At 68.9% G+C, this 26540-nt stretch carries 26 protein-coding genes; 16 read left to right on the top strand and 10 right to left on the bottom strand.

The window, feature by feature from the left end:
* Positions 1 to 592, top strand: a 592-nt coding sequence (locus tag ACFTZB_RS09150; protein ID WP_378431203.1) for an alpha/beta hydrolase, incomplete at its 5' end; no start/stop codon positions are given.
* Here the strand turns inward: ACFTZB_RS09150 and ACFTZB_RS09155 are convergent.
* A complete protein-coding gene (locus ACFTZB_RS09155) occupies positions 589 to 1326 on the bottom strand; it encodes a PadR family transcriptional regulator (protein WP_378431204.1) in 738 nt (245 codons plus the stop codon). The two genes, ACFTZB_RS09150 and ACFTZB_RS09155, sit on opposite strands and share 4 nt — an antisense overlap.
* Before the next feature lie 130 nt (positions 1327 to 1456).
* Between ACFTZB_RS09155 and ACFTZB_RS09160 the strand changes: the two genes are divergently transcribed.
* The 9 genes from ACFTZB_RS09160 to ACFTZB_RS09200 all read left to right on the top strand — a co-directional run bounded on the left by ACFTZB_RS09160 (position 1457) and on the right by ACFTZB_RS09200 (position 9746).
* On the top strand, positions 1457 to 1975 hold the full coding sequence (locus tag ACFTZB_RS09160; RefSeq protein ID WP_378431205.1) for a flavin reductase family protein: 519 nt from the start codon (positions 1457 to 1459) through the stop codon (positions 1973 to 1975).
* A 114-nt stretch (positions 1976 to 2089) separates the two neighbouring features.
* Complete coding sequence (locus ACFTZB_RS09165; RefSeq protein ID WP_378431206.1) at positions 2090 to 3763, top strand: FAD-binding protein; 1674 nt, start codon at positions 2090 to 2092, stop codon at positions 3761 to 3763.
* On the top strand, positions 3764 to 4018 hold the full coding sequence (locus ACFTZB_RS09170; protein WP_005251194.1) for a hypothetical protein: 255 nt from the start codon (positions 3764 to 3766) through the stop codon (positions 4016 to 4018).
* Between the two features lie 12 nt (positions 4019 to 4030).
* Positions 4031 to 4831 (top strand): mycofactocin-coupled SDR family oxidoreductase, encoded by an 801-nt coding sequence (locus tag ACFTZB_RS09175; RefSeq protein WP_378431207.1) that lies wholly within the window; start codon positions 4031 to 4033, stop codon positions 4829 to 4831.
* A gap of 2 nt (positions 4832 to 4833) precedes the next feature.
* Positions 4834 to 5664, top strand: coding sequence for a mycofactocin-coupled SDR family oxidoreductase (locus ACFTZB_RS09180; RefSeq protein WP_276141230.1), 831 nt, complete (start codon positions 4834 to 4836; stop codon positions 5662 to 5664).
* A 108-nt stretch (positions 5665 to 5772) separates the two neighbouring features.
* Positions 5773 to 6255, top strand: a complete 483-nt coding sequence (locus ACFTZB_RS09185) for a nuclear transport factor 2 family protein (RefSeq protein WP_378431251.1) — start codon at positions 5773 to 5775, stop codon at positions 6253 to 6255.
* Entirely contained in the window at positions 6255 to 7016 is a 762-nt protein-coding gene (locus tag ACFTZB_RS09190) for an SDR family NAD(P)-dependent oxidoreductase (RefSeq protein ID WP_378431208.1), read from the top strand. Before ACFTZB_RS09185 ends, ACFTZB_RS09190 begins: the two co-directional genes overlap by 1 nt.
* Before the next feature lie 271 nt (positions 7017 to 7287).
* Positions 7288 to 8154, top strand: coding sequence for a TauD/TfdA dioxygenase family protein (locus tag ACFTZB_RS09195; RefSeq protein WP_378431209.1), 867 nt, complete (start codon positions 7288 to 7290; stop codon positions 8152 to 8154).
* A 56-nt stretch (positions 8155 to 8210) separates the two neighbouring features.
* Positions 8211 to 9746 (top strand): phospholipase C, encoded by a 1536-nt coding sequence (locus tag ACFTZB_RS09200; protein ID WP_378431210.1) that lies wholly within the window; start codon positions 8211 to 8213, stop codon positions 9744 to 9746.
* Between the two features lie 10 nt (positions 9747 to 9756).
* Here ACFTZB_RS09200 and ACFTZB_RS09205 read toward each other — a convergent pair whose 3' ends face one another.
* The gene (locus ACFTZB_RS09205; RefSeq protein ID WP_378431211.1) at positions 9757 to 10734 is read right to left on the bottom strand and encodes a Gfo/Idh/MocA family protein; all 978 of its coding nucleotides are present in this window, start codon (positions 10732 to 10734) and stop codon (positions 9757 to 9759) included.
* Positions 10735 to 10842: 108 nt separating this feature from the next.
* Entirely contained in the window at positions 10843 to 12261 is a 1419-nt protein-coding gene (locus tag ACFTZB_RS09210; RefSeq protein ID WP_378431212.1) for an amino acid permease, read from the bottom strand.
* A 256-nt stretch (positions 12262 to 12517) separates the two neighbouring features.
* Between ACFTZB_RS09210 and shiA the strand changes: the two genes are divergently transcribed.
* Positions 12518 to 13873, top strand: coding sequence for a shikimate transporter (gene shiA / locus ACFTZB_RS09215; RefSeq protein ID WP_378431213.1), 1356 nt, complete (start codon positions 12518 to 12520; stop codon positions 13871 to 13873).
* A gap of 25 nt (positions 13874 to 13898) precedes the next feature.
* On the top strand, positions 13899 to 14777 hold the full coding sequence (locus ACFTZB_RS09220; RefSeq protein WP_378431214.1) for a shikimate dehydrogenase: 879 nt from the start codon (positions 13899 to 13901) through the stop codon (positions 14775 to 14777).
* Between the two features lie 4 nt (positions 14778 to 14781).
* Here ACFTZB_RS09220 and ACFTZB_RS09225 read toward each other — a convergent pair whose 3' ends face one another.
* Entirely contained in the window at positions 14782 to 15561 is a 780-nt protein-coding gene (locus ACFTZB_RS09225) for an IclR family transcriptional regulator C-terminal domain-containing protein (RefSeq protein ID WP_378431215.1), read from the bottom strand.
* Between the two features lie 42 nt (positions 15562 to 15603).
* On the bottom strand, positions 15604 to 17004 hold the full coding sequence (locus ACFTZB_RS09230; RefSeq protein ID WP_378431216.1) for a DUF2252 domain-containing protein: 1401 nt from the start codon (positions 17002 to 17004) through the stop codon (positions 15604 to 15606).
* A 116-nt stretch (positions 17005 to 17120) separates the two neighbouring features.
* Here ACFTZB_RS09230 and ACFTZB_RS09235 point away from each other — a divergent pair, with 116 nt between their 5' ends.
* The gene (locus ACFTZB_RS09235; protein ID WP_378431217.1) at positions 17121 to 18197 is read left to right on the top strand and encodes a PQQ-dependent sugar dehydrogenase; all 1077 of its coding nucleotides are present in this window, start codon (positions 17121 to 17123) and stop codon (positions 18195 to 18197) included.
* 44 nt (positions 18198 to 18241) lie between these two features.
* On the opposite strand, the gene ACFTZB_RS09240 is transcribed toward ACFTZB_RS09235, so the two are convergent.
* Positions 18242 to 18568 (bottom strand): hypothetical protein, encoded by a 327-nt coding sequence (locus ACFTZB_RS09240; RefSeq protein ID WP_378431218.1) that lies wholly within the window; start codon positions 18566 to 18568, stop codon positions 18242 to 18244.
* Between the two features lie 120 nt (positions 18569 to 18688).
* Between ACFTZB_RS09240 and ACFTZB_RS09245 the strand changes: the two genes are divergently transcribed.
* Positions 18689 to 19540 carry a spermidine synthase gene (locus ACFTZB_RS09245; protein WP_378431219.1) on the top strand — a complete coding sequence of 284 codons (852 nt, stop codon included), beginning with the start codon at positions 18689 to 18691 and terminating at the stop codon, positions 19538 to 19540.
* Here ACFTZB_RS09245 and ACFTZB_RS09250 read toward each other — a convergent pair.
* Genes ACFTZB_RS09250 through ACFTZB_RS09265 form a run of 4 tightly spaced genes read right to left on the bottom strand, consistent with a single transcriptional unit; the run spans position 19537 to position 24548 of the window.
* The gene (locus ACFTZB_RS09250; RefSeq protein ID WP_378431221.1) at positions 19537 to 20928 is read right to left on the bottom strand and encodes a GntP family permease; all 1392 of its coding nucleotides are present in this window, start codon (positions 20926 to 20928) and stop codon (positions 19537 to 19539) included. The two genes, ACFTZB_RS09245 and ACFTZB_RS09250, sit on opposite strands and share 4 nt — an antisense overlap.
* 29 nt (positions 20929 to 20957) lie before the next feature.
* Complete coding sequence (locus ACFTZB_RS09255; protein ID WP_378431222.1) at positions 20958 to 21587, bottom strand: bifunctional 4-hydroxy-2-oxoglutarate aldolase/2-dehydro-3-deoxy-phosphogluconate aldolase; 630 nt, start codon at positions 21585 to 21587, stop codon at positions 20958 to 20960.
* Entirely contained in the window at positions 21584 to 23203 is a 1620-nt protein-coding gene (locus ACFTZB_RS09260; protein WP_378431223.1) for an amidohydrolase family protein, read from the bottom strand. Before ACFTZB_RS09260 ends, ACFTZB_RS09255 begins: the two co-directional genes overlap by 4 nt.
* A 22-nt stretch (positions 23204 to 23225) precedes the next feature.
* Positions 23226 to 24548: an amino acid deaminase gene (locus ACFTZB_RS09265; protein WP_378431224.1), complete on the bottom strand. Its 1323-nt coding sequence runs from the start codon at positions 24546 to 24548 to the stop codon at positions 23226 to 23228.
* Between the two features lie 219 nt (positions 24549 to 24767).
* Here ACFTZB_RS09265 and ACFTZB_RS09270 point away from each other — a divergent pair, with 219 nt between their 5' ends.
* Both ACFTZB_RS09270 and ACFTZB_RS09275 read left to right on the top strand, forming a co-directional pair.
* Complete coding sequence (locus ACFTZB_RS09270; protein WP_378431226.1) at positions 24768 to 25781, top strand: sugar kinase; 1014 nt, start codon at positions 24768 to 24770, stop codon at positions 25779 to 25781.
* Positions 25778 to 26527, top strand: coding sequence for an IclR family transcriptional regulator (locus ACFTZB_RS09275; RefSeq protein ID WP_378431227.1), 750 nt, complete (start codon positions 25778 to 25780; stop codon positions 26525 to 26527). The genes ACFTZB_RS09270 and ACFTZB_RS09275 overlap by 4 nt, the downstream gene beginning before the upstream one ends.
* The last annotated feature ends 13 nt before the right edge of the window (positions 26528 to 26540 follow it).

Below are 26540 nucleotides of genomic sequence, written 5' to 3' on the forward strand. Positions count from 1 at the left end.
GCAATGGCCCGCCGCGGCGGACGACGCCTACGCCGCGACGTGCTGGGTCGCGCGGCACGCCGGCGAGTTCGGCGCCGATCCGGACCGTCTGCTCGTCGCCGGCGACAGCAGCGGCGGCAACCTCGCGGCCGTCGCCGCGCTGATGGCCCGCGACCGGCAGGGCCCCGCCGTCGCCGGACAGCTCCTGATGTACCCCGTCATCGAACCGGCCTTCGACACCGAGTCCTACGAGGAGTTCGCGGAGGATCACTTCCTCACCCGCGCTGCGATGCAATGGTATTGGGATCAGTACCTGCCGACGCACCGCGAGGCCGCACCGGCCTACGCGGCCCCGGTCCGGGCGGACGACCTCGCCGGGCTCCCGCCCGCGATCGTGATCACCGCCGAACGCGATCCGCTGCGGTACGAGGGGGAGAAGTACGCCGCGGCGCTCGCCGACGCCGGTGTGCCCGTGCAGCTCGAGCGGGTTGCGGGAATGTTCCACGGATTCCTGACGATCGACGCGATGACCGCGGCGCAGACCGAACGCCGGGCGCTGTGGCCGCGGCTCCGGAATCTGGTAGCCGAACGCGTGCGCACCCCGTCCGACTAGTTCTCCGTCTCGGCCGCGTCGCCGGAGTCCCGCGCCGCCTTCATGGCGGCCTGGTACTCCTGCTGCGCCTCGCGGGAGCGCCGGATCGACGGGGATGCGGTCGGTTTCGGCACACCGGGGTGTTCCGGCGTCCCCTCACCGTGGATGCGTTCGACGGCCTCGTCGATGTCGGCGAGCATCTGCTTCGCGAGTTCGCTCTCGGCGGCGTAGTAGCGCTCGGACCACTTGTTGACCATGTGCGCGAACGCCCACGTGGGTTCGACGTCCGAATCGCGGGCGTCGAGCGCGGCCTGCCTGCTCATCCCCTCCACATACGAGATGTGCTCCTTCAGGGCATCTTTGAGCTGCTCCGGCTCGGTGAGGTGACCGAGCCACATGCGGAGCATCACGCCGTGTTTGAGGACGGGCGGATCGATCGGCGCCTCCCGCGCCCAGCTGCGCATGACGGCCATGCCCGCGTCCGTGATCTTGTACAGCCGCTTGGGTTTCACCCGGGCCTCGTCGTCCACGACGGTCCGCGACGTCACGTATCCCGCGTCTTCCAGCTTCTTCAGCTCCGAGTACACCTGGCTGAACGACGGGCTCCAGTAGAAGAAGCGAACGCTGTACGACGCCCACTTCTTGAGGTCGTAGCCGGACAGTTCCTCGCCGAACGACAGGATGCCGAGCACCGGCCAGCTCGTGGATCGGAGGCCGGCGAACCCGGAGCTCTGGGTGGGGTCGGACGAAGGCATTTCCCGAGCCTATCAACCGTGCGCCGCCCGCCGGTCGGCGCGAAACCCTGCCGCTGGGCGGGACGGGGCATTTCCCGCCCGCAGGAGCCGCGGCCACGCTGAACGCAACCCGTCGATCCGAGGAGACACGATGACCCGAACCGAAGAACCCGCGGCGCCCGTGGTGCACCGCATCGACCCTGCCGACCTCAAGTCGGTGCTCGGGCACTTCTGCACCGGCGTCACGGTGATCACCGCACACGACGGCGAGAATCCGCACGGCTTCACATGCCAGTCGTTCGTGTCGCTGTCGCTGGACCCGCCGTACGTGTCGTTCAGCCCCGCACGGACGTCGACCAGCTGGCCGCGGCTGCGGGCGAGCGAACACGTCTGCGTCAACGTCCTCGCCCATGACCAGCGGGACGTGTGCGGGACGTTCGCGACCAGCGGCGCCGACAAGTTCGCCGGCGTCGGATGGTCGCACGCCGGAAACGGCGCCCCGGCGCTGGACGGAGTGCTGGCGCAGGTGCAGGCCACCGTCGAGTTCGAGCACGACGCCGGCGACCACACCATCGTCGTCGCGCGGGTCACCGGGCTGGACGTGCTCAGGGATGTGCCGCCGTTGCTGGTGTACCGCGGTGGGCTCGGCATCTTCACCGCGGCCACGTAGCACTTTCTCCCGCTCCGCGGCGGTGCCGCTTCTCCCGCTCCGCGGGAAGGGCTGTGGGAAAAAGCAATTGATACCGGCAGGGTGTGATCGAGACCACTTCGGAAGGTGTGCACGATGAGCGTAGAGCAGAACTGGGACCGGGAGGTCGATCTCCTGGTGATCGGCAGCGGTGCGGGTGGCATGACCGCCGCGCTGGCCGGCGCCGAGCGAGGACTCGACACCCTCGTCGTCGAAAAGTCCGGCGTGTACGGCGGTTCGACGGCGCTGTCCGGTGGCGCCCTGTGGATTCCCAATTCGCCGATCCTCGTCCGTGAAGGCCGCGCCGACGACCCCGGCGACGTCCGGAAGTACCTGGATTCGATCGTCGGCGACAGCGTGCCGTCCGAACGCCTCGACGCGTACATCGAGCAGGGGCCGGCGATGATGCGGTTCTTCGAACAGCACTGCCCGCATCTCCGGTTCTCCTGGTGCGAGGACTATTCCGACTACCACCCCGAGAACGTGGGTGGACGGCCGAAGGGGCGGACGGTCGAACCGCTGCCGTTCGACATGAACCAGCTAGGCGCCGACCGCGAGCTGCAGCGCCCGAACTCCCTCGCCATGCCGGGCGGGCTGTACATGACGTCCACCGAGTTCCGGCACCTCAACATGTTCTTCCGCACCTGGGCCGGCCGCCGGACCGCACTCGGCGTCGGCTGGCGTTCGGTGGTGGCGATGGTGCGGCGCAGGCGGATGGAGACCCTGGGGCAGGCCCTCGTCGGCCGGCTGCGGCTCAGCCTCCAGGAGGCCGGCGTTCCGCTGTGGCTGAACTCCCCACTGAAGGGGCTGATCACGGACGAGTCCGGGGCCGTCACCGGCGCGGTAGTCGAGACCGGGACGCGGGAGCTGCGCATCCGTGCCCGCCGCGGCGTCATGATGGCCACCGGCGGATTCGAGCAGAGCGAGGAGCTGCGGAAGCGGTACCTCCGGGAGGGTGGCAAGGACAACTACAGCGCCGGCTCACCCGACAACACCGGCGACGGCATCGTGGCCGGTGAGCAGGTCGGCGCCGCCGTCGACCTGATGGACGACGCCTGGTGGATGCCGTCGTTCCGGCGGCCGGACGGCATCATGCACGTCCTGGTGTCGGAGCGGTCGATCCCGCCGTCGCTGATCGTCGACCAGAACGGCAAGCGGTTCACCAACGAGGCGTCCCCGTACGTGTCGTTCGTCCACGACCAGATCGCCGGCGGGCACGACCCGGTGTGGTTCGTGTTCGACTCGAAGGCCAAGAGCCGCTACCAGTTCGGTGGTGTGATGCCCGGGCAGAAGTTCCCGGCGGAATGGTTCGAGACGGGCCTGATGCTGCGCGCGGAGACCCTCGGGGAACTGGCGCAGCAGATGAGCATTCCCGCCGACGCGCTGTCCGCTGAGATCGCACGGTTCAACGGGTTCGCCCGGGCGGGCGTCGACGCCGATTTCGGTCGTGGCGACAGCGCGTACGACCGGTACTACGGCGACCCGCGACTGCCCAACCCGACCCTGGACGAGGTGGACAAGGCCCCGTACTACGCGGTGCGGATGGAGGCCGGCGACCTCGGCACCAAGGGCGGGCTCGTGTGCAACGAGCACAGTCAGGTGCTGAGTGGCAGCGGCGAACCGATCCCCGGGCTGTACGCCACCGGAAACACGTCGGCGTCGGTGATGGGCAACGACTACGCCGGTGCCGGCGCGACGATCGGACCCGCGATGGTGTTCGGCTGGGTCGGCGCACGGCACGCCGCAGCCAGTGCAGGGGCGGTGAGCTGAGTGCTTCCCGTCGAATGCCGGCGCTGCGGTAACGCGGTGCTCGTGGAGAAGTACAGCGAGGCGCACACGAGCGTGCAGTGGCTCGGCGACGCCGAGCAGACCTGCCCGGAATTCGCTCTGCGTGCGCAGGAAGGGGAGCACTCGATGTTCGTCCCCACCTGCGGTGCGCTCCGCGGATCGATCGACGACGCGGTGGAGGACGGGCGCGTGGGGCTCTCCCTGCGCAGCTACCCGACCCCCGGCCGCCTGGACTAGAGGGGACAACCGATGTCACGGATGGCAGGCAAGGTCGCCTTCATCACCGGTGCCGGAAACGGCATGGGACGCAGTCACGCGGTCCGGCTCGCGGAGGAGGGCGCCGACGTTGTCGCCGTCGACCTTCCGTCGGCCGCAGCCGATCTGGACGAAACCCGAAGGCTGGTCGTCGAACTCGGACGCCGTGCGGTCGTGGCCCACGCCGATGTGCGGGACCCGTCGGCGTTGCGAGCGGCCGTCGACGCCGGAGTCGCGGAACTGGGGCCCCTCGACGTGGTCGTCGCGAACGCCGGTGTCTGCGACAACCCGGGCCCGGCCTGGACGATCGACGACGAGATCTGGCACCGGTCGCTCGACGTCAACCTCACCGGCGTCTGGAACACGGCGACCGCCGCGGTCCCGGCGATGCGCGACGGCGGCGGTTCCGTCGTGATCGTCAGTTCGACCGCAGGCATCAAGGCGGTGGCCGGGGCCGCTCACTATTCGGCGTCCAAGACCGCGGTGGTCGGGTTGGCGCGGACCCTCGCCAACGAACTCGGACCGCAGTTCATCCGGGTCAACGTGCTGCACCCCGGTGCCGTCGGCACCCGCATGACCCTGAACCCCGAGACGATGGCGCGGCTGCGGCCGGACCTCGAGAACCCGACCCGGGAGGACGTCGTCCCCGTCCTCGCGGCCAACCATGTCCTGCCCGTTCCGTGGCTGGACTCGCGGGACGTCAGCAACGCGCTGCTGTTCCTCGCCTCGGACGAATCGCGATACATCACCGGCACACAACTCGTGGTCGACGCCGGACTGACCCAGAAGGTGTAGAGATGACAGGTCGAGTGAACGGAAGAGTCGTCCTGGTCACCGGTGCCGCGCGCGGGATCGGCCGGGCGCAGGCACTGCGATTCGCGCAGGAGGGCGCGGACGTCGTCGCCGTCGACCTGTGCGGGCCGGTCGGCACGGTGGTGACGCCGCCGGCGAGCCCGGAGGACCTCGAGGTGACCGCGAAACTGGTCCGGGACACGGGCCGCCGGATCGTGACGGCGCAGGTGGACGTGCGCGACGGAACGGCGCTCGCGGACGCGGTGACGGCCGCGGCCGGGGAACTGGGCGGGCTGGACTTCGTGTGCGCCACGGCGGGCATCACGTCGTCGGGTGCCGCGCTGGAACTCGACTCCGAGACGTGGCAGACGATGCTCGACGTCAACCTGACGGGGGTGTGGCAGACGTGCAAGGCGGCGGCACCGCACCTGATCGAGCGGGGCGGCGGGGCGATGATCCTGACGAGTTCCATCGCCGGTCTGCGCGGACTCGTCGGCGTCGCCCACTACACCGCGGCCAAGCACGGGGTGGTGGGCCTGATGCGGTCGCTGGCCAAGGAACTCGCGCCGCACCGGGTGCGGGTCAACAGCGTGCATCCCACCAACGTCGACACGGACATGATCCAGAACGACATGGTGCGACGGGCGTTCCGGCCCGACCTCGAGCACCCCACCCGCGAGGAGTTCGCGGCGGCCGCGGTGACGATGAACATGCTGCCGATTCCCTGGATCGAACCGGTCGACGTGGCCAACGCCGCGCTGTTCCTGGCGTCGGACGAGGCGCGGTACATCACGGCGGTCGCCCTGCCGGTCGACGCGGGCAGCGTCAGCAGGTGACTGTCGCGGGCAGCGTCAGCAGATAGCAAATCCCCGTGTCCGCCCCGGCACCTGCCGATCCGTGGTAGAACAGGTGTCAGTTTTGGGGGTGGACGAAGGGTGAATGCCGTGGATCTCGAGGCCGTCGCCGCGATCAGCAGGCTCAAGTACACGTATCTGCGGGCCCTGGACACGAAGTGCTGGGACGAGTTCGCCGACACGCTCCTTCCCGACGCGACGGCGAACTACGGCGAGCATCTCGCGTTCGAGTCGCGGGATGCGCTGGTCGAGTTCATGAAGTCGAATCTGGGGCCGCAGACCATCACCGAGCATCACTGCGGTCACCCGGAGATCGACGTCGACGGGGACACGGCGACGGGGCGGTGGTTCCTGTCCGACACCGTGCTGATCCCGGAACACGGCACAGTGCTGCGCGGGGCGGCGTTCTACTCCGACCGCTACGTCCGCGGGCCGGACGGTCGGTGGCGGATCGCCCACACCGGATACGAGCGCACGTACGAGGCGGTGATGTCGCTGTCCGACGTTCCCAGCTTCCGGCTGACGGCCAACCGGTGGGCAGCCGACGCACAATCGGACCGAGGGGACTCGTGATGGGGACGCTGGACGGCAAGGTCGCACTGATCACCGGCGCCGGGCAGGGCGTGGGCGCCGGGATGGCGTTCGCGCTGGCCAAGGAGGGTGCGCGGATCGCGGTGGTCGGGCGCACGGAGGCGAAACTTCTCGACACGTGCGCCGCCGTCGCCGACTTCGGCGGCGTGGCCGAGCCGATCGTCTGCGACGTCAGCAAGCGCGATCAGCTGGCACCGATGGTCGACCGCGTCGTGGACGTGTTCGGCGGGATCGACATCCTCGTCAACAACGCCAACGCGAGCGCGCTCGGACCGCTCCTGGAGATCACGCCGAAGCTTCTCGACCGGGCGATGGCCGTCGGCCCGGTGGCAACCCTGTTCCTGATGCAGCTGTGCCACCCGCACCTGAAGGCGCGCGGCGGCGGCTCGATCATCAATCTCGTCAGTTCGTCGGCGGTGCGCTGGGACACGAGCGGGTACGGGCTGTACGCGGCCACCAAGGAGGCGATGCGCTCGCTCACCCGGACCGCCGCCAGCGAATGGGGCCCCGACGGCATCCGCGTCAACGCGATTGCGCCGCACGCGCTGTCACCGGGGCTGAAGTGGTGGACGGAGACCAACCCGGAGGAGGCCGCCGAGTTCGTGAAGTCGATTCCGCTCGGCCGGATCGGTGACTGCGAACGCGACATTGGGCGCGCCGTCGTCTTCCTCGTGGGTCCCGACGCCGGGTACCTGTCCGGGGCCACCATCCCGCTCGACGGCGGTCAGGCGCGCTGGAGCTGATCGCCCGCGATTGCCCCGAGCTTGCTCATTTCCCTCCCATCCGGTAGGAATTGCGTCGTGCATACGACTCACCTGGTGCGACGCCTGACCGTCGACCTGTGCCGTACGTGCGCCAACATCTGTTGTTGCTGACGGCCCCGGCGCGCGTACCGCGTGCTGTCCATTCCTCGGTAGCCCCGGCATCCGGTAATTCCTCACGCCTTCTCCGCGTTCGCAGGTCCGGGCCGGTCCTCCCGTACCCAGGCACGATCCACCTTCGCGGAAAGACATCATGAGCACTGCATTCGAAGCCAGGACTGCGTCGCTGACGCTCGACAAGTTCGGCCCGTCGTTCGGGGCCGAGATCATCGGACTGGACGTCGCGTCCGCCACCGACGCCGAGGTGGCCGCGATCCGGTCGGCGTTGACCGAGCACAAGGTGCTGGTCCTGCGGGGCCAGTCGCTCGACGACGCGGGCCACATCGAGTTCGGTCGCCGGCTCGGTCAGCTGACCGCGGGCCACCCCGTCCACGACAGCGGCAACGTCGCCCGGGAGGTGTACGCGCTCGACAGCCAGGACAACGGTTTCGCCGACGTGTGGCACACCGACGTCACGTTCATGAAGCGGCCACCGCTCGGGTCGATCCTCCGTCCTGTCGTCCTCCCACCGCACGGCGGCGACACCAACTGGGCCGACAGCCAACTGGCGTACGAGTCGCTGTCGCTGCCGATCCGGCAGATGATCGACCAGCTGACCGCGGTGCACGACGGCAACCGCGAATTCGGGTACTACCTCGCGCAGAAGCGCGGCGGCAAGGGAAACATCTGGGACGGTGAGGAAGTCACGGCACTCGTGCCCGTCGAGCATCCCGTCGTGCGGGTACACCCGGAAACGGGCCGCAAGGGCATCTTCGTGAACCCGGGCTTCACGTCCCACATCGCCGGAGTGTCCGAGGCGGAGAGCCGGGGCATCCTCGACTTCCTGTACGCACACCTCACCAAACCGGAGCACGTCGTGCGGCACCGCTGGCGCCTCGGCGACCTCGTGCTGTGGGACAACCGCAGCACCGCGCACTACGCGAACCGCGACTACGGAACCCAGCACCGCGTCATGCACCGCATCACGCTGGAAGGTGATGTGCCGGTGGGCCCGCAGTAGGGCAACCTGCGCATTCACCGGGCGGGCGAAGTCCGCAGCGACTAGCGTCACCATCCGTGACCCCGGCATCGGACATCTCACGCCGCAAGTTCCTCGCCTCCGCCGCAGCGGCCGGTGGCGCCGCATTCCTCAGTTCGTGGGCCGGCCCGGTGATCGACCGGGCGTACGCGCAGGATCCGGGTGGCAGCGGGTCGCTGAACGACATCGAGCACTTCGTCTATCTCATGCAGGAGAACCGCTCGTTCGACCACTACTACGGCACGCTGTCGGGGGTGCGCGGCTTCGACGACCCGTCACCGGCGTGGCAGCAGTTCGGCTGGACGCCGGGCGTCGGGCCGACGCCGACCGGGTTTCTCAACCCGTTCCGGCTCGACACGACGCAGGGCACGCACCTCGACGGCGAATGCATCAACGACCCCACCCATTCGTGGGGTCCGCAGCACGACGCGTGGAACGGCGGCGCGATGGACCGGTGGATGCCGGTGCACATCGCGCACGAGGGGCCGCTCAACGGTCCCGCCACGATGGGCTACTACACGCGGGCCGACATCCCCGTGCACTACGACCTCGCCGACGCCTTCACGATCTGCGACCACTACTTCTGCTCGGTGCTCGGGCCCACGGACCCGAACCGGCTGTACTGGATGACGGGAACGATCGACCCGGACGGGCTGGCGGGCGGTCCGCTCGTCGAGACGCCGACCGTGATCCCGAGGTTCGCCTACTCCTGGCGCACGTATCCGGAGAACCTGCAGGAGGCCGGCGTCAGCTGGAAGGTGTACGCGAACAAGGACCTCGGACCGGTGTCGAGTGTCGCGCTCGACGGGATGCTCGGCTGCTTCACGCAATACAGCGACCCGAATTCGGAACTCGCCCGCCGCGGCCTCGATCCGACGTACCCGAACGACTTCCGGGCCGACGTCGCGAACGGCACCCTGCCCGCGGTGTCCTGGATCGTCCCCAACATCTTCACGTGCGAGCACCCGGCGCTGCCCCCGGCCGCGGGCGCGGTCGGGATCGTCGAGGTGCTCGACATCCTCACGTCCAACCCGGCGATCTGGGAGAAGACGGCGCTGATCATCAGTTACGACGAGAACGGCGGCTTCTTCGACCACGTCACCCCGCCGACACCGCCGCCGGGCACACCGGGCGAATACCTGACGGTCCCGTTGAACACGGTGTCGGAGAGCGAGAACAATCCGGGTCCGATCGGACTCGGGTTCCGGGTGCCGTCGCTGATCATCTCGCCGTACAGTCGCGGCGGACTCGTCGCGTCCGACACGTTCGACCACACGTCGCAATTGCGCCTGCTCGAGAAGCGGTTCGGCGTGCCCGTCCCCAATCTCACCGAGTGGCGCCGCGGCGCCGTCGGCGACATGACGTCCGCATTCGACTTCTCGTCGGCACCGAACGCCGGTGTTCCCGCGATGACCGACCCCGGGCCACGCCTGCAGGCGGCGATCGCCCAGTGCGGGCCGAACGTGGCCGCGGGAACGCTCAACGCCGGTGCGCCCTACCCGGTCCCGCCGAATTCGATGCCGGTGCAGGAACCGTCGCCGCTGCGGCGTCGGCCCAGCGGGCTGATCATGTAGCTGGCTGTCCTCACAGGCGGACCGTCCGTCCCTCCTCGATCGACTGCAGGATCGCCAGCGCGGCGGTCACCGAACGCAGCCCGTCGTGTCCTGTCGCCACGGGTTCACCGACCCCGCGGGCGGCGTCGACGAACGCCCGGATCCCCGGCGCGTACAGGTTGTCGACGGCCTCGAGCGGGACGGCCGTGTCGTGCCCGTTCGTGATCATGCGCAGCGTCCCGGTGGGATCGGGGCGCATGCAGTCTGCGGCGACGAGAGTGCCCGACGTTCCGTGGATCTCGAATCCGGTGACGCCACCGGGGACCGTGTACGCGTCGTGCAGCGAGAACAGGGTGTTCGTGCCGAGGACGCCGCTCGTCATCGCGGCATCCGCCGGACCGTCACCGAGCCCCTGGCATACACCCACGGCCGTGACCGTGGTCGGTTCCATCCCGGTGACGAAGCGGAGCGTGTCGATGTCGTGCACCGCGAGGTCGAGGACGACGCCGCCGCCGACGCCGTCGAGGCGCCACCCACGCAGGGCCTGGCGCAGCAGGATGGTGTTGTTCACGCGTACGGAGAGGATGTCGCCGATCGCGCCCTCGGCCAGCAACTTTCGCGCCGCACGGTGAACGGGGTGGGCGCGGAGGTGATGGTTGGTCGCGAACACGACCCCCGCGGATGCGGCCGCGTCGACCATCTTCTGCGCCTGAGTGACGTCGAACGACAGCGGTTTCTCGCACAGCACGTGCAGGCCCGCGTCGATCGCGGCCATGGCGTGGTCGAAGTGCTTGTCGTTGGTCGACGAGACGTAGGCGGCCTGGACGTCCCCGACCACCGCCTCGCGCAGGTCGCCGGTGGCGGACTCGATGTCGTGGGTCCGCCGGTAGTCCTCCGCGCGCGCCGCGTCACCGCTCAGCACGACTGCCGCGGTCTCCCCGCACTCGCGCAGCGCGGGGAGAACGCGGGTGGCAGCGATGTTGCTCGCGCCGAGAATCGCCCACCTCATGAGCTTCGGTCCTTCCTGGGGCCGGTGAGTCCGGCCTTCCCTCGGCGGGACTGTACGCCGAGTTCAGTGAGCGCACTACTGTTCGTTATGCGAACGCGCGGACCGGGCTCAGGGGCGGAGGGCGTCGACCGATTCTTCGCCGGAGGTCGTGGGATCCGGAGCCGCGTCGCCGGCCTGACGGGTCCGCTGACGGTAGATCCCGATTCCGACTACCACGACGGCGAGGCCCATCGAGACGTACATCTGGCTCCTGGTCTCCGGCAGCACGAGCATGCCGATGCAGAGCGCGATGATGGCGGCGATCGTGCACCACGTCAGATACGGGAACAGCCACATCTTCAGCGTCAGGTCCTTGCCTTCCGCCTCGAGCCGGCGCCGCATGCGCAGTTGTGACACCGAGATCGCCAGCCACACGAACAGGGCGATCGCGCCCGACGAGTTGACGAGGAACAGGAACACGGTGTCCGGGTACAGGTAGTTCAGGCCCACGGTCAGGAATCCCACGACCGTCGAGACGAGCACGGCCTGACGCGGGACGCCGGACGAACCGATCTTCGCCAGCGAGGCCGGGGCGTCGCCGCGGCGGGAGAGCGAGAAGATAATGCGGCTCGCCGTGTACAGGCCGGAGTTCAGGCAGGACAGCACCGACGTGAGCACGACGACGTCCATGATGTTGCCTGCCGCCGGGATGCCGAACGAATCCATGACCGCGACGTACGGGCTCAGCGCGACGGAGGCGTCGTCCCAGGGGAGAAGCGTCACGACGACGGCGATCGACCCGATGTAGAAGATGAGGATGCGCCACACGACGGACCGCACGGCGTTGCGCACCGCAGCGACGGGGTTCGCGGATTCACCGGCCGCGATGGTGGCGATCTCGGCGCCGAAGAAGGAGAACACGACCACGAGCACCGCCGCGAACACGGCACCGGCCCCGTTGGGGAAGAACCCGCCGTGCCCGGTGAGGTTGGTGAGTCCGGGTGCTTCGACACCGGGCAGGAACCCGCAGATCGCGAGGATGCCGAGCCCCAGGAAGATGACGATCGCCGCGACCTTGATCGACGCGAACCAGAACTCGAACTCGCCGAACGACTTCACGGACGCGATGTTCGTCAGCGTGAGCAGCACCATCAGGATCAGTGCCCAACTCCACTGCGGGACGTCGGGGATCCACCGGTTCATGATGACGGCGCCCGCTGTCGCCTCGATGCCGAGGACGATGATCCAGAACCAGGCGTAGAGCCAGCCGATGCTGAAGCCCGCCCAGCGGCCGATCGCCTGGTCCGCGTACGCGGAGAACGACCCGGTCTCGGGGTTGGCGGTCGACATCTCGCCGAGCATGCGCATCACGAGGATGACGACGATGCCGGCGAGTGCGTAGGCGACCAGAACGCCTGGGCCCGTCTCGCGGATCGCGACCCCGGAGCCCACGAAGAGGCCTGCTCCGATCACCCCCGCGATAGCGATCATCGAGAGGTGCCGCTTCTTCAGCGTGTGCTGAAGCTGCGGATCGGTGGTTCCTGACATGGAGAAATCCCTTCGGCGCTACTCCGGATGTGATGTGCGTCGCTGATTTGAGAAAGTGTGGACGAGTCGCGGCGACCGCGGAACCGCCGATTCGGCGAATGCGGAGCGGCCCAGATAGACGAAACGGCAGTACCACGCATCTGGACTGTCTTGACAACGCGGAAACGCTATGGCTACCGTCACATTATTCAACCAGCGGACACCCGTTCGGCATACGAACACACTGGTCCGGCATCAACCTAGACGGGACATCGGAATGAGCGATCACGCCTTCACCCCGGCGGCCGAGAAGCAGGCGCGAAGAGCAGCGCTGAGCAGCTTCGTCGGCGCGGTCATCGACTGGTACGACTTCCTGCTCTACGGGCTGGTCGCGGCACTGGTCTTCAACTCGGAGTTCTTCCCGAACGTCAGCCCGGCGATCGGAACGCTCGCCGCGTTCGCGACGTTCGGCGTCGGATTCCTGTTCCGGCCGCTCGGCGGCGTGGTATTCGGCCACTACGGCGACCGCATCGGACGCAAGCGGATGCTGATCCTCACCGTGCTGATCATGGGCACGAGCACCGCGTTGATCGGACTGCTGCCGTCCTTCGCGTCGATCGGCTGGTGGGCGCCGATCCTGCTCGTCACGCTGCGCGCCATCCAGGGCTTCGCCGTCGGCGGCGAGTGGGGTGGAGCCGCGCTGATGGCCGTCGAGAGCGCGCCGCCGAAGAAGAAGGCGTTCTACAGCAGCGGCGTGCAGGTCGGGTACTCGGTCGGCCTCATCCTCGCCACCGGATTCGTCATGCTCATGAGCAACCTGACCACCGAGGACGCGTTCAGCCAGTGGGGTTGGCGTGTTCCGTTCATCGCCAGCGTCGTCCTGGTCGGAATCGGTCTGTGGATCCGCGCCGGAGTCCAGGAGAGCCCCGAATTCGTCGAAAAGGTCGAGAAGGTCGAGGAGGAGTGCCCACAGGAAAAGAAGCGAATCCCGCTCGTCGAGGCTCTGCGCAACCACCCGAAGGCGTTCCTCCAGATCATCGGCCTGCGGTTCGCCGAACTGTTCTCCATGTACATCGTGACCACGTTCGCTCTCAGCTACTCCACGCAGGAACTGGGGATGGAGCGCAACTTCATGCTCAACGTCGGTCTGCTCGTCGGCGCCGTGGGCATCGGCACCATCCCGCTGTTCGCCTGGCTGTCCGACAAGCACGGCCGGCGCCGCGTCTACATCCTCGGCGCGCTGATCGGCGCGGTGTGCGCGTTCCCGTTCTTCATCTTCCTCGAGCACGGATCGATGATCGGCACCGTCATCCTGGCCGTGCTCCTCGTCAACATCTCCCACGACATGGTCGTCAGCGTGCAGCAGCCGCTGTTCACCGAGATGTTCGGTGCGGAGTACCGGTACAGCGGTGCGGGCGTCGGGTACCAGGTGGCCAGCGCGATCGGCGGCGGCTTCACCCCGTTCATCGCGGCGGCCCTCGTCACCGCGAGCGGTGGGTCCTGGCACCTCGTGGCCGTGTACCTGGCAGGCGGCTGCGTCGTCAGCGCCCTGATCGCGTGGCGACTGCAGCCCGATTCGAGTGCCGACGCCGCGGACGCCGACACGGCCGCGAAGCTCGAGAACGCGCACTGAGCCGGTAGACGAGGAGGTGACGGTCATGGCTGCACAGTCGGTGCTCTGCGGACTCATCGGAGACGGGATCGACGGGTCGTTCTCGCCCACGTTGCACGAGGCCGAAGGGCGCGCGCAGGGCATGAACTACGTGTACCGCCTCCTCGACCTCGAGCGTCTGCACGGGGCGGCCGCCAGCGTCGAGGGCATCATCGACCTCGCACGGCAGTGGGGGTTCGACGGGCTCAACGTCACCCACCCGTACAAGCAGCAGGTGATGGCCCACCTCGACGAATTGTCGCCGGACGCCGCGCGACTCGAGGCCGTCAACACCGTGGTGTTCACCGCGGGCAGGGCCGTCGGGCACAACACGGACTGGACCGGGTTCGGCAGCAGCCTGGGCCGCGAACTGCCGGGTGCGAGCCTCGACCGGGTGGTGCAGATCGGGGCGGGCGGCGCCGGAGTCGCCGTCGCCTACTCGGCGCTCACCCGGGGCGCCGGGCACCTCACCGTGACGGACGTCGACCTCGACCGCGCCGAACACTGCCGAGACACGATGCGAAAATTGTTTCCCGGCAGCGTCGTCGACGCGGTTCCGGCGTCGGAGATTGCCGGGCCGCTCGCGGACGCGTCCGGTCTGATCAACGCCACACCCATCGGCATGGTCGGATTCCCCGGCACCCCGGTGCCCGTGGACCTGCTGCGCCCCGACCTGTGGGTCGCCGACGTGATCTACCGGCCGATCGAGACACCCCTGACCCGGGCGGCCCGCGCGCTCGGTGCGCCCACCCTCGGTGGTGCAGGCATGAACGTCTTCCAGGCCGCCGACGCGTTCCAGCTGTTCACCGGTGTCACACCGGATTTCGAGCGCATGTACGCGCACGTGCTGGCGCTCGTCGAGCAGCAGTCCCGGCGCGCCGCGTAGGCGGTCAGCCCAGCGACAGGTCGGACCCGATCCGCTCCGCCGTCGCGACGAGTTTCGGCACCACCGTCGCCTCGACGTCGTCGCGTGTGTACTGGGTGCCCTGCAGCGAGGAGTTGAGGGCGGCGACCACGGCGCCCGTCCGATCGCGGATGGGAACGGCCGCGCCGCGGATGCCGACCTCGAGTTCGTTCTCCGACATCGACCAGCCGTCCGCGGCGACCTGCCCGACCGCGGTGCGCAGTTGGCCGACGTCCGAGATCGTCTGCGGGGTGAACGACTGGAACGTGGTGGTCTTCAGATAGTCGTCGAGGGCGTCGGCCGGCAGTCCCGCCAGCAGCACCCGCCCCGTCGACGTCGCGTACGCGGGGAACCGCATGCCCACGGTGATGGAGATGCGGATGATCCGGGGTGAGCGGACCCGCGCCACGTACACCACGTCGGGGCCGTCGAGGATGGTGACGGAGATGGTCTCGCCCAGTTCCTTCGCGAGAGCCTCGATGTGCGGATCGGCGACCTGCGGCAGTCGCAGCGCGGCGAGATACGAGAAACCGAACCGCAGCACCCGGGGCGTGAGCGAGAAGTTGCGGCCGTCGAGACGCAGGAAACCCTTGTCCACCAAGGTGAGCAGAATGCGTCGCGCCGTGGAGCGGGTGATCCCGACGCTCTGCGCCACCTCGCTCAGCGTGCGCTCCCGGTGCTGCTCGTCGAAGCATTCGAGGACGCTCAGTCCGCGGTCCAGGGACTCCAGAAAGTACCGTTCACCCGATGCCGGCTGCTCGGCCACCTCAGTAGCCACCTGTTTCGCACACGCCGTCATGGTACCGGTCTACAGACCGGTCTCCGCGGGAAGCCGCCCCGCCTTCACCGCCGCCCGCAGCGCGTCGTGATCCTTCTCGGACTGGTCCGCATACAGGCGGGCCCAGGCGGTGATCGCCAGATCGAACGTGTCCCCGTTGCCGAGATACCCCGCGACGAACGCCGATCCGGGGCTCTGACTGTGCGCGCGGGCCAGCATCGTGCCGCACAGCGCCGCGTACCTCACCGATTGCGCCGGTTCCAGGGTCTGCAAGTCGACGGACCCCTTCATGTCGCGGAACTGCCGCAGGTAGAAGTCGCGCCGGCGTCCGTCGTCGCCCTCGACGTCGCGCACCCACCCCAGAAACGGGTCGGACTGGGCCTGGAGAATGCGCTGCGCGCCGACGACGCGGGAGCCCTGGCCGTTCTCCGCGACCGCGCGAATGATCGAGTCCGGTGCGGCCGCGACCTTCCCGTGCGTCTCCAGCACCGACCGCGGTGCCTCCTTGGCCTGCAGGAAGAGCGGCTCACCGGCCGGGCCCTGCAGCAGCAGCAACCAGCAGCGAGTTCCGACGCTGCCCACACCCACGATGCGCATCGCGTAGTCGACCACCTCGTACTGCGACAGCAACAGTCGAATGTCGGCGCGCAGCGTGTCGAGATACAGGAGATACAACTCGGTGATGCGGCCCAGGTCGTAGTTCGTCGAATGCCGGATGACGGGGAACTGGTCGACGATGTGCGGCCTGCCGTCCTCCTCCATCGTGGTGAGTTTCCTGAGGACCTGTTCGGACGTCCGTTTGCGTGCCTTCTCGGTGATCGCCCGGATCTGCTGCTGCTTCCCGCGCGGGTCGTGCTCGAGGACGTCCGTCTCCTCCTGGAAGTAGTACCGCTCCGTGGCGGTCAGCCGGAACAGCGTCCTCAGGGTGTTGCGGTACGAGCGGACGGCGGCGCCGGTGGAGTCGGCGCACTGCGCCTCGGTGTACGAGTTGGCGCGCCCGTGGATCCACACGCTCGCGGCGAGCCGGCGCACGTCCCACTCCCACGGCGCCGGATAGGCCTCGTCGAAGTCGTTGAGGTCGAACAGCATTCGGCGTTCCGGTGAGGCGAACAACCCGAAATTCGCGAGATGCGCGTCGCCGGACGCGACGACCTGGCATCCGGTGACCGGTGAGTCGGCGAGGTCGTGCGCCATCATCGCGGCCGAACCGCGGTACAGCGCGAACGGTGATTCGAGCATCCGTCCGACCCGGATCGGCACCAGGGTCTGCAGCCGGGTGGTGTTCTGCGCTTCGATCACCGCCACCGGGTCGCGCTCCGGAAGGGCGAATGCACCCTGCGCCTTGCGGGAGAGTTGTTCGCGTGCGGCCTTCCCGGCCGAACGTCGGGCATCGATCACCGTGGTCCTACCGGCTCGGGAAGACGTGGCCATGACGTCGAGTCTAAGCACCCGCAGCCCCACGTGAGTGGCATTGCGTGCGCAGGGACACTTTGCCACTCACCTGGGGGAGTATGGACAGAGTGCGGTCGCGCGACGGGAGGACATCCATGGGACAGCGACTTTTCGCGGCCACCGCGGCACTGGTGGTCGTCGCGTGCGCGGCCTGCCAGTCCGAGGGGAGTTCGGCGCAGGTGTCGCCGACCAGCGTGGCCGCCGCGCCGTCCGCCGGCGAGCCTGCCGTGGTCGCGTCCGATCTCGACGTGCCGTGGGGGATAGCGTTTCTGCCGGACGGGACGGCGCTGATCGCGGAACGGGACAGCGGCGCCATCCGGCACCTGCAGGCGGACGGGAGCGCCACCGTGATCGGCGAGGTGCCCGGTGTGTCGGCGCAGGGCGAATCGGGACTGCTGGGCCTGGCCGTCTCGCCGAACTACGCGACGGATCGGACGATCTACGCGTACCTGACCACCGGCGACGACAACCGGGTGGTCTCCCTGCGCTTCGACGGCAACGGCCTCGGCGAGCCGGCCCCGATCCTCACCGGCATCCCGGCCGGATCGATCCACGACGGCGGCCGGATCGCGTTCGGCCCGGACGGCAAACTGTACGTCGCCACCGGGGAAGCCGGCGACCGGCCGCGCGCCCAGGACCCGTCCTCGCTCGGCGGGAAGATCCTGCGCATCGACCCCGACGGATCGATCCCGGCCGACAATCCGACTCCCGGATCACCCGTGTGGTCACTCGGGCACCGCAACGTGCAGGGCCTCGCGTGGGACGACGCAGGCAGGCTGTGGGCCACCGAGTTCGGCGCGAACACCTGGGACGAGCTGAACCTGATCGAACCCGGCGCCAATTACGGATGGCCGGAGGTAGAGGGGCGGGCGGGGGAGGCGGGCTTCGTCGACCCGGTGGTCCAATGGTCCACCGGCGAAGCGTCCCCGTCCGGTCTCGCCTTCCACGACGGCGCGCTGTGGGTCGCGGCGCTGCGCGGCGAACGACTGTGGCGGATCCCCGTGGGCGCAGACGGTGCACTCGGTGAACCGCAGTCGCTGTTCGAGGGCGAATACGGGCGGCTGCGGACCGTCGTCGCGACACCGGACGGCGCCGTCTGGTTCAGCACCAGCAACCGCGACGGCCGCGGCGATCCGGGGGAGTCCGACGACCGAATACTCGAGCTGCCGTGAGTGCTTGTTAACCGCCGGCGGTTAACAAGTACTCACGGGGGCGGTCACGTCCAGGGCTGGACCGGCGGCGTCACCCACATGATCTTCTCGTCGCGGTGCGCCGGGGTGGCGGCGGGATGGTCGGGGTGGCGCTGCGCCCAGGCCGTCTTCTGGTCGAGCAGTTCGACCACGGTCAGCCACGTCTCCATGGTGCTCGGCGGGTTGGACCCGGCCGCCTGGGCGAGTTTGCGCAGCGTGCTGTCGGTCAGGTCGAGCAGTTCCTGGCCACTGATCCCGCGATCCCACACGTACCGCGCGAGTCCCATCGCCTTCTCGCGTCGCCGCTTCGCAGCGCCTTCGGTGTGCGCGAAGTCGACTTCCTGAGGTTCCATCGTCTTCCCTTCTCGTGCGCATCTCCACGGTAGGGCACCCGCGTGGCGGGCCGGTATCGTGGGAGGACGATTCTCGCAGCAGACGCGAGTGGGCGGCGCGAGCAGTAGGGAAGACGGACGATGGGCAGGCAGCGCGGTGGTCGGGCTGCGCGGACATCCGACGGGGGTCCCGTGCCCGGTGTGTACCCCATCGACACAGGCACGTGCGAACTCGCCGTGGACAACCTCAACCCGCACGGCTGGGTGCTGAAGGTGAACGGCGTCGAGAGTTCCCACATCGACGTGTCGGACCCCGCTCGCCTGGATTTCGAGTACATGCGGTGGATCGCCGAACTGGTCGCCTCGCACTGGGGCATGGATCGGCGGGTGCGGGCCCTGCACCTCGGGGGCGGCGCCTGCTCGCTCGCCCGACATCTCGCCGCCCGCTATCCGGACGCCCGGCAGGTGGTGGTCGAACTCGACGGCAGGCTCGCCGAACTGGTCCGTGACTGGTTCGACCTGCCGCGGGCCCCGCTGCTGCGACTGCGGGTGGGGGAGGCGCGGGCGGTCACCGAGACGTTGACGGAGTCGAGCCGCGACCTGATCGTCCGCGACGTGTTCGCCGGCAACACGACCCCGGCGTCGCTGACGACCACGGAGTTCACCGGGCACGTGCGCCGGGTGCTGGCACCCGGCGGGATCTACGCGGTGAACTGCGGAGACACCCGCGACCTCGTCCTCGCGCGCCGGGAGGCGGCGACCATCGGGAGCGTGTTCCCGCACACCACGATCATCGCCGATCCCGCGATGCTGAAGGGACGCCGCTACGGCAACATCGTGATCGCGGGCAGCGACGTGCCGATCGGCGACGACCCCGCGCTTGTCCGCACCCTGCTGGGCGGCGGTGTGCCCGCCCACGTGTGGGACGACGCGCGCGTGCGGACGTTCGCCGGGGCCGCGCGGGTGCTGCGCGACGCGGATTCCGTCGGTTAGACGAGCACCCAGATCAACGAGGCCACCGCGAAGCCGACGACCGACAGGATGGTCTCGAGCACCGTCCACGTCTTCAGAGTGTCTTTCACCGACATGTTGAAATACCGTGACACGATCCAGAATCCGCCGTCGTTGACGTGGCTGGCGATGATGGATCCGGCAGACACGGCGATCACGATCAGGGCGATCTGCGGGGACGAGTAGTTTCCGGCTGCGATCGACGGTTCGATGACGCCCGCGGTGGTGACAATGGCGACGGTCGCCGAACCCTGGGCGATGCGGAGGGCGCAGCTGATCAGGTACGCGGACAGGATGACCGGGAGTCCGAGTGCGTCCATCGAGTCGGCGAGGGCCTGCCCGACTCCGGTGGCCCGCAGCACCGCGCCGAAGAATGCGCCCGCACCGACGACGAGCAGGATCATGCCGACCGGTTTCAGTGCGGCCGCCGACATCGCGCCGATCTCCTGCGCCGTGATTCCGCGCCGGGTCCCGAGCAGGTACAGCGCCAGCAGCACGGCGATGGTCAGTGCGATCGTGGGGGTGCCGAGGAAGATCAGCACCGACAGCAGTGTCGAGCCTTCTTCGAGGACGACGTTGCCGACCGTCGCGCCGAGGATCAGCACCATCGGCACGAGGATGATGAACGAGATCAGCCAGAGCGGCGGCGGGTTCAAGTCCGCTTCCTTCTCCTCCGGGATGAACTCGTCCGGGACCTCGATGATCACCCGCTTGCCGATCCAGCTACCCCAGACGACGCCGCTGACGAACCAGGCGGGGATACCGCACGCGAGACCCATGATGATGATCCAGCCCATGTCGACGTGCAGCAGACCGGCCGCGGCGACGGGGCCCGGGTGCGGGGGCAGGAACGCGTGCGTCATGGACAGGCCGGCGAGCATCGGCATCGCATACAGCACCAGCGACTTGCCTCCGCGCTTGGCCGCCACGTACACGAGCGGGGCGAGGATGAAGATGCCGATGTCGAAGAAGACCGGGATGCCGAGCACGAGACCGGTGACACCCATCGCCAGCGGTGCACCCTTGGGCCCGAACAACTTCAGTAGTCGTTCGGTCAGGACGTCGGCGCCGCCGGAGCGTTCCATCATCGCGCCGAGGACGGTGCCCAGGCCGATGATCGGGGTGATGTGCCCCAGGATTCCGCCGAACCCCTTCTCCAGGATCGAGTCGGCCGCCGACGTCGGGGTGCCGACCAGTTCGACCACCGACACTCCCGCGATGAGTGCGACACCGACGCCGACGACGATCAGCGCGATGAACGGCTCGAGCTTGAGTTTGATGATGAGGACCAGCAGCACGGCGATGGATATCGCTGCGAGAGTGAGGAGTCCGGCTGTGTCGTGCTGCAGCCAGTCGACGAACGACGTCATTGCGTCTCCAGGGAGAAGGGGAAGGGTGCTCAGGCCGAGAGCGCGGTGACGAACGCGCGGGCGCGGTCGGTGATGTCGGTCCAGTTGCCAGCGGCGATGCTGGACGGTGGGACGACGCTGGTGCCCGCGCACACGGCGAGTGCGCCGGCGTCGAGGAACTGCCGGGCGTTGGAATCGTTGATCCCACCCGACGGCAGGAGTTCCACGCCGGGATACGGGCCGTGCAGGTCCGACAGGTAGTCGGGGCCGAGTCGCTTGGCGGGGAAGATCTTGACCGCGGCGGATCCGAGGTCGACGGCCATGGCCACCTCGGTGGGGGTGAACGCGCCGAGGAAGACGGGAATCGACCGTCCCGTGGCGACTTTCGCGACGTCCGGGCGGATGCCGGGGGTGACGAGGAACCGGGCGCCGGCGTCGATCGCGGCCGCGGCCTGATCGCCGGTCATCACGGTCCCGACGCCGAGGATGCTGCCCGCCGCGGCGGCGGCGTCGGCGGCGCGGCCGAGGTGATGGAGGACGTCGGGGGTGGTGAACGTCAACTCGACCGTCCGGATCCCGCCCTCGGCGAGCGCGTGGCACAGGTCGGTGGCATCGGGGATGGTCTCCGCACGCACCACCGTCAGGACCCGGTCGGCCCGCAGAATGTCGATCTCGGTCATCGGACTGCTCCTCCTACTTCGCGGCGCAACGCTCTTCCGGCGGTCGCGCCGGTGAGGCGGCCGTCCTCGAGGGCGAGGCGGCCGCGGACGAATACGTGAGAGAAACCGGTCGCAGCCTGACGCGGCCGGGCATACGTCGCGGTGTCGCCGACCGTGTCCGGATCGAACAGCACCAGATCGGCGGCGTAGCCGCGGCGGACGAAGCCGCGGTCGACGAGACGCAACCGCGTCGCGGCGCGGCCGCTGAGGTGACCGACGCACTCTTCCAGGGACATCAGCCCGAGGTCGCGGCTGTAGTGCCCGAGGTAGCGTGCGAACGTTCCCCACCCGCGGGGGTGCGGTTTCGCGCCGACCAGCAGTCCGTCGCTGCCGCCGGTGTGCCGGGGGTGCTGCATGATCGCGCGCACGTTCTCCTCGTGCCCGACGTGTTGCAGGATGCCACTGCCGAGTTGGTCGCGGACCAGGATGTCGATGCACACGTCGAAGGGGTCGCGGTTCTCCTCGGCAGCGATGTCGGCGACGGTCTTCCCGACGTAGGCGTCGAGTTCGGGATTCTGCACCCCGCTGATCTCGAGGGTGTGCCACTCGGCGATCACGCCGTGGCAGCCGTCGGATCCGGTGACCTCGAGATGCTCCCGGATACGTTCGAGGGCAACCGGATCCCGGAGCCGGTCGAGGGTCTGTTCCATACTGCCCGCCGATGCCCAGCTGGGCAGGATCGCCGACAGCGTGGTGGCGCCGGGAAGATACGGGTAGGTGTCGAGGCTGATGTCCGCGCCGGCGGATTCGGCGGCGTCGAGCAGGGCCAGCAGTTCCGGGGCGCGGCCCTTGTTGGGTCCGAAGTTCAGCGTGGCATGGGCGAGATGCAGCGCGCACCCGGCCCGCGACGTCAGGTCCACCATCTCGGCATAGGCCTCCATGGCGCCGGCGCCGTACGACCGGTGGTGCGGCGAGAAGTAGCCGCCGTATTCGGCGACGGTCCGGCACAGTGCCAGCAACTCCTCGTTGTCCGCGTACATCCCCGGCGTGTAGGTCAGCCCCGCGGACAACCCGACGGCGCCCTCCACCATGGACTGCGCCACGATCCGCTGCATCTGTTCGATCTCCGGCGCCGTCGCCGGGCGATCGTCCCAGCCCACCACCAACGCCCGCACCACCCCGTGCGGGACGAGATACGCGACGTTGGTCGCGATCCCGCGGTCGAGCCTGTCGAGATACTCGCCCACGCTCCGCCAGGAGAAGTCGAAGCCCTCGGGATCGGTGTTCCATCCGGCGATCTTGCGCCGGACCACGGCGAGGACGTCGTCGGTGACGGGTGCGTAGGACAGTCCGTCCTGGCCGAGTACCTCGGTGGTGACCCCCTGCGTGATCCGCGACGGGTGCTCGGGGTTCAGCAGGATCTGCAGGTCCGAGTGGGCGTGCATGTCGATGAATCCGGGTGCGAGCACCAGGCCGTCGGCGTCGATCACACGATCCGCGGCGGGGAGCGCGGACGCGGACTGATCTGCCGCGGGCCGGATTTCGGCGATCCGGTCTCCGTCGACGAGCACGTCGGCGCGGTACCTCGGCGCCTCCGACCCGTCGACGACGGTGGCGGAACGGATCAGAGTGGTCATGGTGTGAGTCCTCGGCCGGGGATCAGAAGAAGGTGCGGATCAGGTCGACGACGACGGGGTCGTCGGAGTCGTCGCCGACGACGGGTATCCAGCGCCACTTGTCGAACGCGGTGCACGGGTGGGAGAGGCCGAGCCGGACGACGTCGCCGACGCGCAGATCGTGTTCGGGTCGTGCGGGATCGAGCCGGAGGAACGCGTGCTGGTCGTTGACGGCGGTCACTTCGGCGCCGACGAGCGGGCGCGGCGCCGCCCCGAGCGCGCCGGCGACGGCCTGCGCGGTGGGGAGTCCCTCGTCGAACGGGACGTCGCGTTTGCCTGCGTCGAGCAGGGCGAGGCCCGGCTCGGGGCGGGACACCACCCGGGCCCACGTGTGCATCGCCGACGTGAGGCGACGCCCCTGCTCGTCTCGGGCGCGGGCGAACGGGGTGATCCCGGTGTAGAAGCCGTCGTCGTGGATGATGTACGCGCCGGCGCGGACCACCACTGTGGTTCTGCCGCCCGCGAGTTCGGCGAGTACCTCGGCGACCACGTCGAAATAGGCACTGCCGCCGGCGGTCACGTAGACGTCGTGGCTCTCGGGGTAACGCCCGTCGGCCTCGAGCCGGCGGTGCAGCTCGGCCATCGACCGGAGGTACGCCCGGACCCGGGCGAGGGAGTCCTCGGACGCGTCGTGGGCGAGTGCCCCCTCGTAGCCGGAGACGCCGGCCAACCGCAGTGCGGGGCTCTCGCCGATACGTTCGGCGACCGCCACGGCCTCGGCCACCGACCGGGCGCCGGTGCGGCCTCCCGCTCCGCCGAGTTCGACGAGCACGGGCAGCGGCCGGACCACCGTGACGCCCGCCAGCGCCGCGGTCATCGCGTCGACCGTCTGCGGGGAGTCGGCCCACATCAGGACTTCGAGTTCTGGGTTCGCGTCCATCTGCTCGGCCAGCCATCGGAGGGCGGTCGGGTCGACGAGCGAGTTCGCGATCTGCACCCGGCGCGCGCCGAATCGCACCGCCACCCGGAGCTGACCGAAGTTCGCCAGCGTGATCCCCCACGCGCCGCTGCGGATCTGCCGGTCCCACAGCACCGGAGACATCGTCGTCTTCCCGTGCGGGGCGAGGTCGACTCCGTGCGCCCGGCACCAGGCCGCCATGGTGTCGAGATTGCCGGCGATGGCCGTCTCGTCGAGGACCATCACCGGCGTGCTGAACGCGGACAGCCTCGGCCGGGTGGCCAGGAACTCGGTCTTGGTCAGGCCGTTCGCCGCGGAGGGGAGGGCTTTGTCCACGTCGGACAGGCGCAGCTCGTCGAGCTCCGCCAAGGCGCCGGAATCGAGTGCATCCGTTCCGCTGATCGTCATCGTCGATCCTGTCGTTCGGGTTTGTGGGGCTGGCCGACTTCGGAAGAAGTGCCGTGAAGTGCAACGTTGCGCTATATGCAACGTTGATTGCGTTTTTGCGTCTCCTATGTCTAGCATTGGCCTGGGTCATCGTCAACGGTCCGATGCGGCATGCATCGCCGCGGCGAGGGCTCCCGAAACCCAACCCCGTGCCGGTCCGAGCAGTCGCAGAGGTAACAAGTGCAGGAATCGACCCCCACCCCCGAGTCCGGTGTCGCGTGCCTCGGTGAGGCGATGGTGCTGGTGGCCCCGGACTCGACACTCCACCTCGCCGGCGCGGAGGCGAACGTCGCCGCGGGGCTCGCCGTGCTCGGTGTCCCGGCCGCGTGGGTCGGACGGCTCGGCGACGACGAGTTCGGCGCACTCATCCGCACCGAACTGCGGGCGCGCGGTGTCGACGACCGTGCGATCGAGGTCGACCCCGAGCGGCCCACCGGTCACTACTCGAAGACCACCGCCGTCGACGAGCACGGCGAGCCGCGGACCGACAGCCTGTATTCCCGGGCGGGTTCGGCGGCGTCGGCGATGGACCCCGGATTCCTCGACCGGTCGGCGGTCGCGGAACTGTTCGGCCGCGCCGCCGTCGTCCACTGCAGCGGAATCACACCGGCCCTGTCCGATTCGTGCCTCGCCCTGATGCGGCGACTGCTCCGCGACAGGCCGGGAATCTCCGGTGTCGTCAGCTTCGACGTCAACTGGCGTGAGCAACTGTGGCCGGACGGCGACCCGCGGATGGTCGTGGAACTGGCGAATCTCGCGGACCTGGTGCTCGTCGGCGCCGACGAGGCCCTGCGCGTGCTGGGCACCGCGGATCCGCACGAATTGCGACTGATCCTGCCCGCGCCCGCCACCGTCGTCGTCAAGGATGGGGCGCACCGGGCCCTGGCCGTCGACCGGAGTGGCCGCAGCATCGCCGTCCCCGCGCTCCGCGTGGACGTCGTCGAACCCGTCGGCGCCGGCGATGCCTTCGCCGCCGGATATCTCAGCGGTGTGGTGCGCGGCGAGGACCAGGCGCGCTGCCTGCGCCGCGGGCATATCGGGGCCGCCGCCACCCTGACCGTCGCGGCCGACTCGGCGCCCCCGCCGCCCGCCGCACTGCTCGACGCGCTGCTGCACTGTTCCGAAGCGGACTGGGCGGCAACGAGCGTCACCGCCGACGGTTTCGCCCTCCGGAGAAGTGGAGTGAACGGATGAGTCAGAGTGTCTCCCGCGCCCTGCACCTGCTGGTGCAACTCGGCAACGGCCCCGCCAACCTCGACCAGCTGGCCGAATCGACCGGAGTCCACAAGACCACCGTGCTGCGGCTGCTGCGAACGCTGTCCGACGAGCGGTTCACGTTCCGCGACAACAGCAACCAGTACCACCTCGGTTCCCGCATCTTCGAACTCGCCGCACAGGCCACCGATCAGCGGGAGGTGCGGCGCATCGCCTCACCTCACCTCGTCGCGTTCAACCGCGAATACGGGCGCACCACGCACCTTGCGGCGATGGAGGGTGGCGACGTGGTGTACATCGACAAACTCGAATCACACGACCAGATCCGGATGTACTCGCGAATCGGGCTGCGCGCCAATCTCAATTCGACCGCCGTCGCGAAAGTGATCCTCGCCGACCTGCCGGATTCGGAACTGCGGACCGTCGTCGACTCGATGGATTTCTCCTCCCGCACCGCCAACACGATCACGACACCGGAACGCTACCTCGACGAGATCCGGATGGTCCGAGAGCAGGGCTGGGCGCACGATCAGGAGGAGAACGAGCCGTCCGTCAACTGCATCGGAGTGCCCATTCGCGGCGCGTCCGGCCGCGTCGTCGCCGCCGTCTCGGTCTCGGTGCCCGACGTCGTCCTCAGCTACGAACGCGTCCTCGACCTGCTCGAACCCCTTCAGGCCGTGGGCGCGCGGATCTCCCGAGACTGCGGATACCGCGCCCCGTCCTGACCATCCCCGTCCA

This window comes from Rhodococcus sp. NPDC057014, assembly GCF_042673295.1.
Lineage (GTDB): Bacteria > Actinomycetota > Actinomycetes > Mycobacteriales > Mycobacteriaceae > Rhodococcus_F.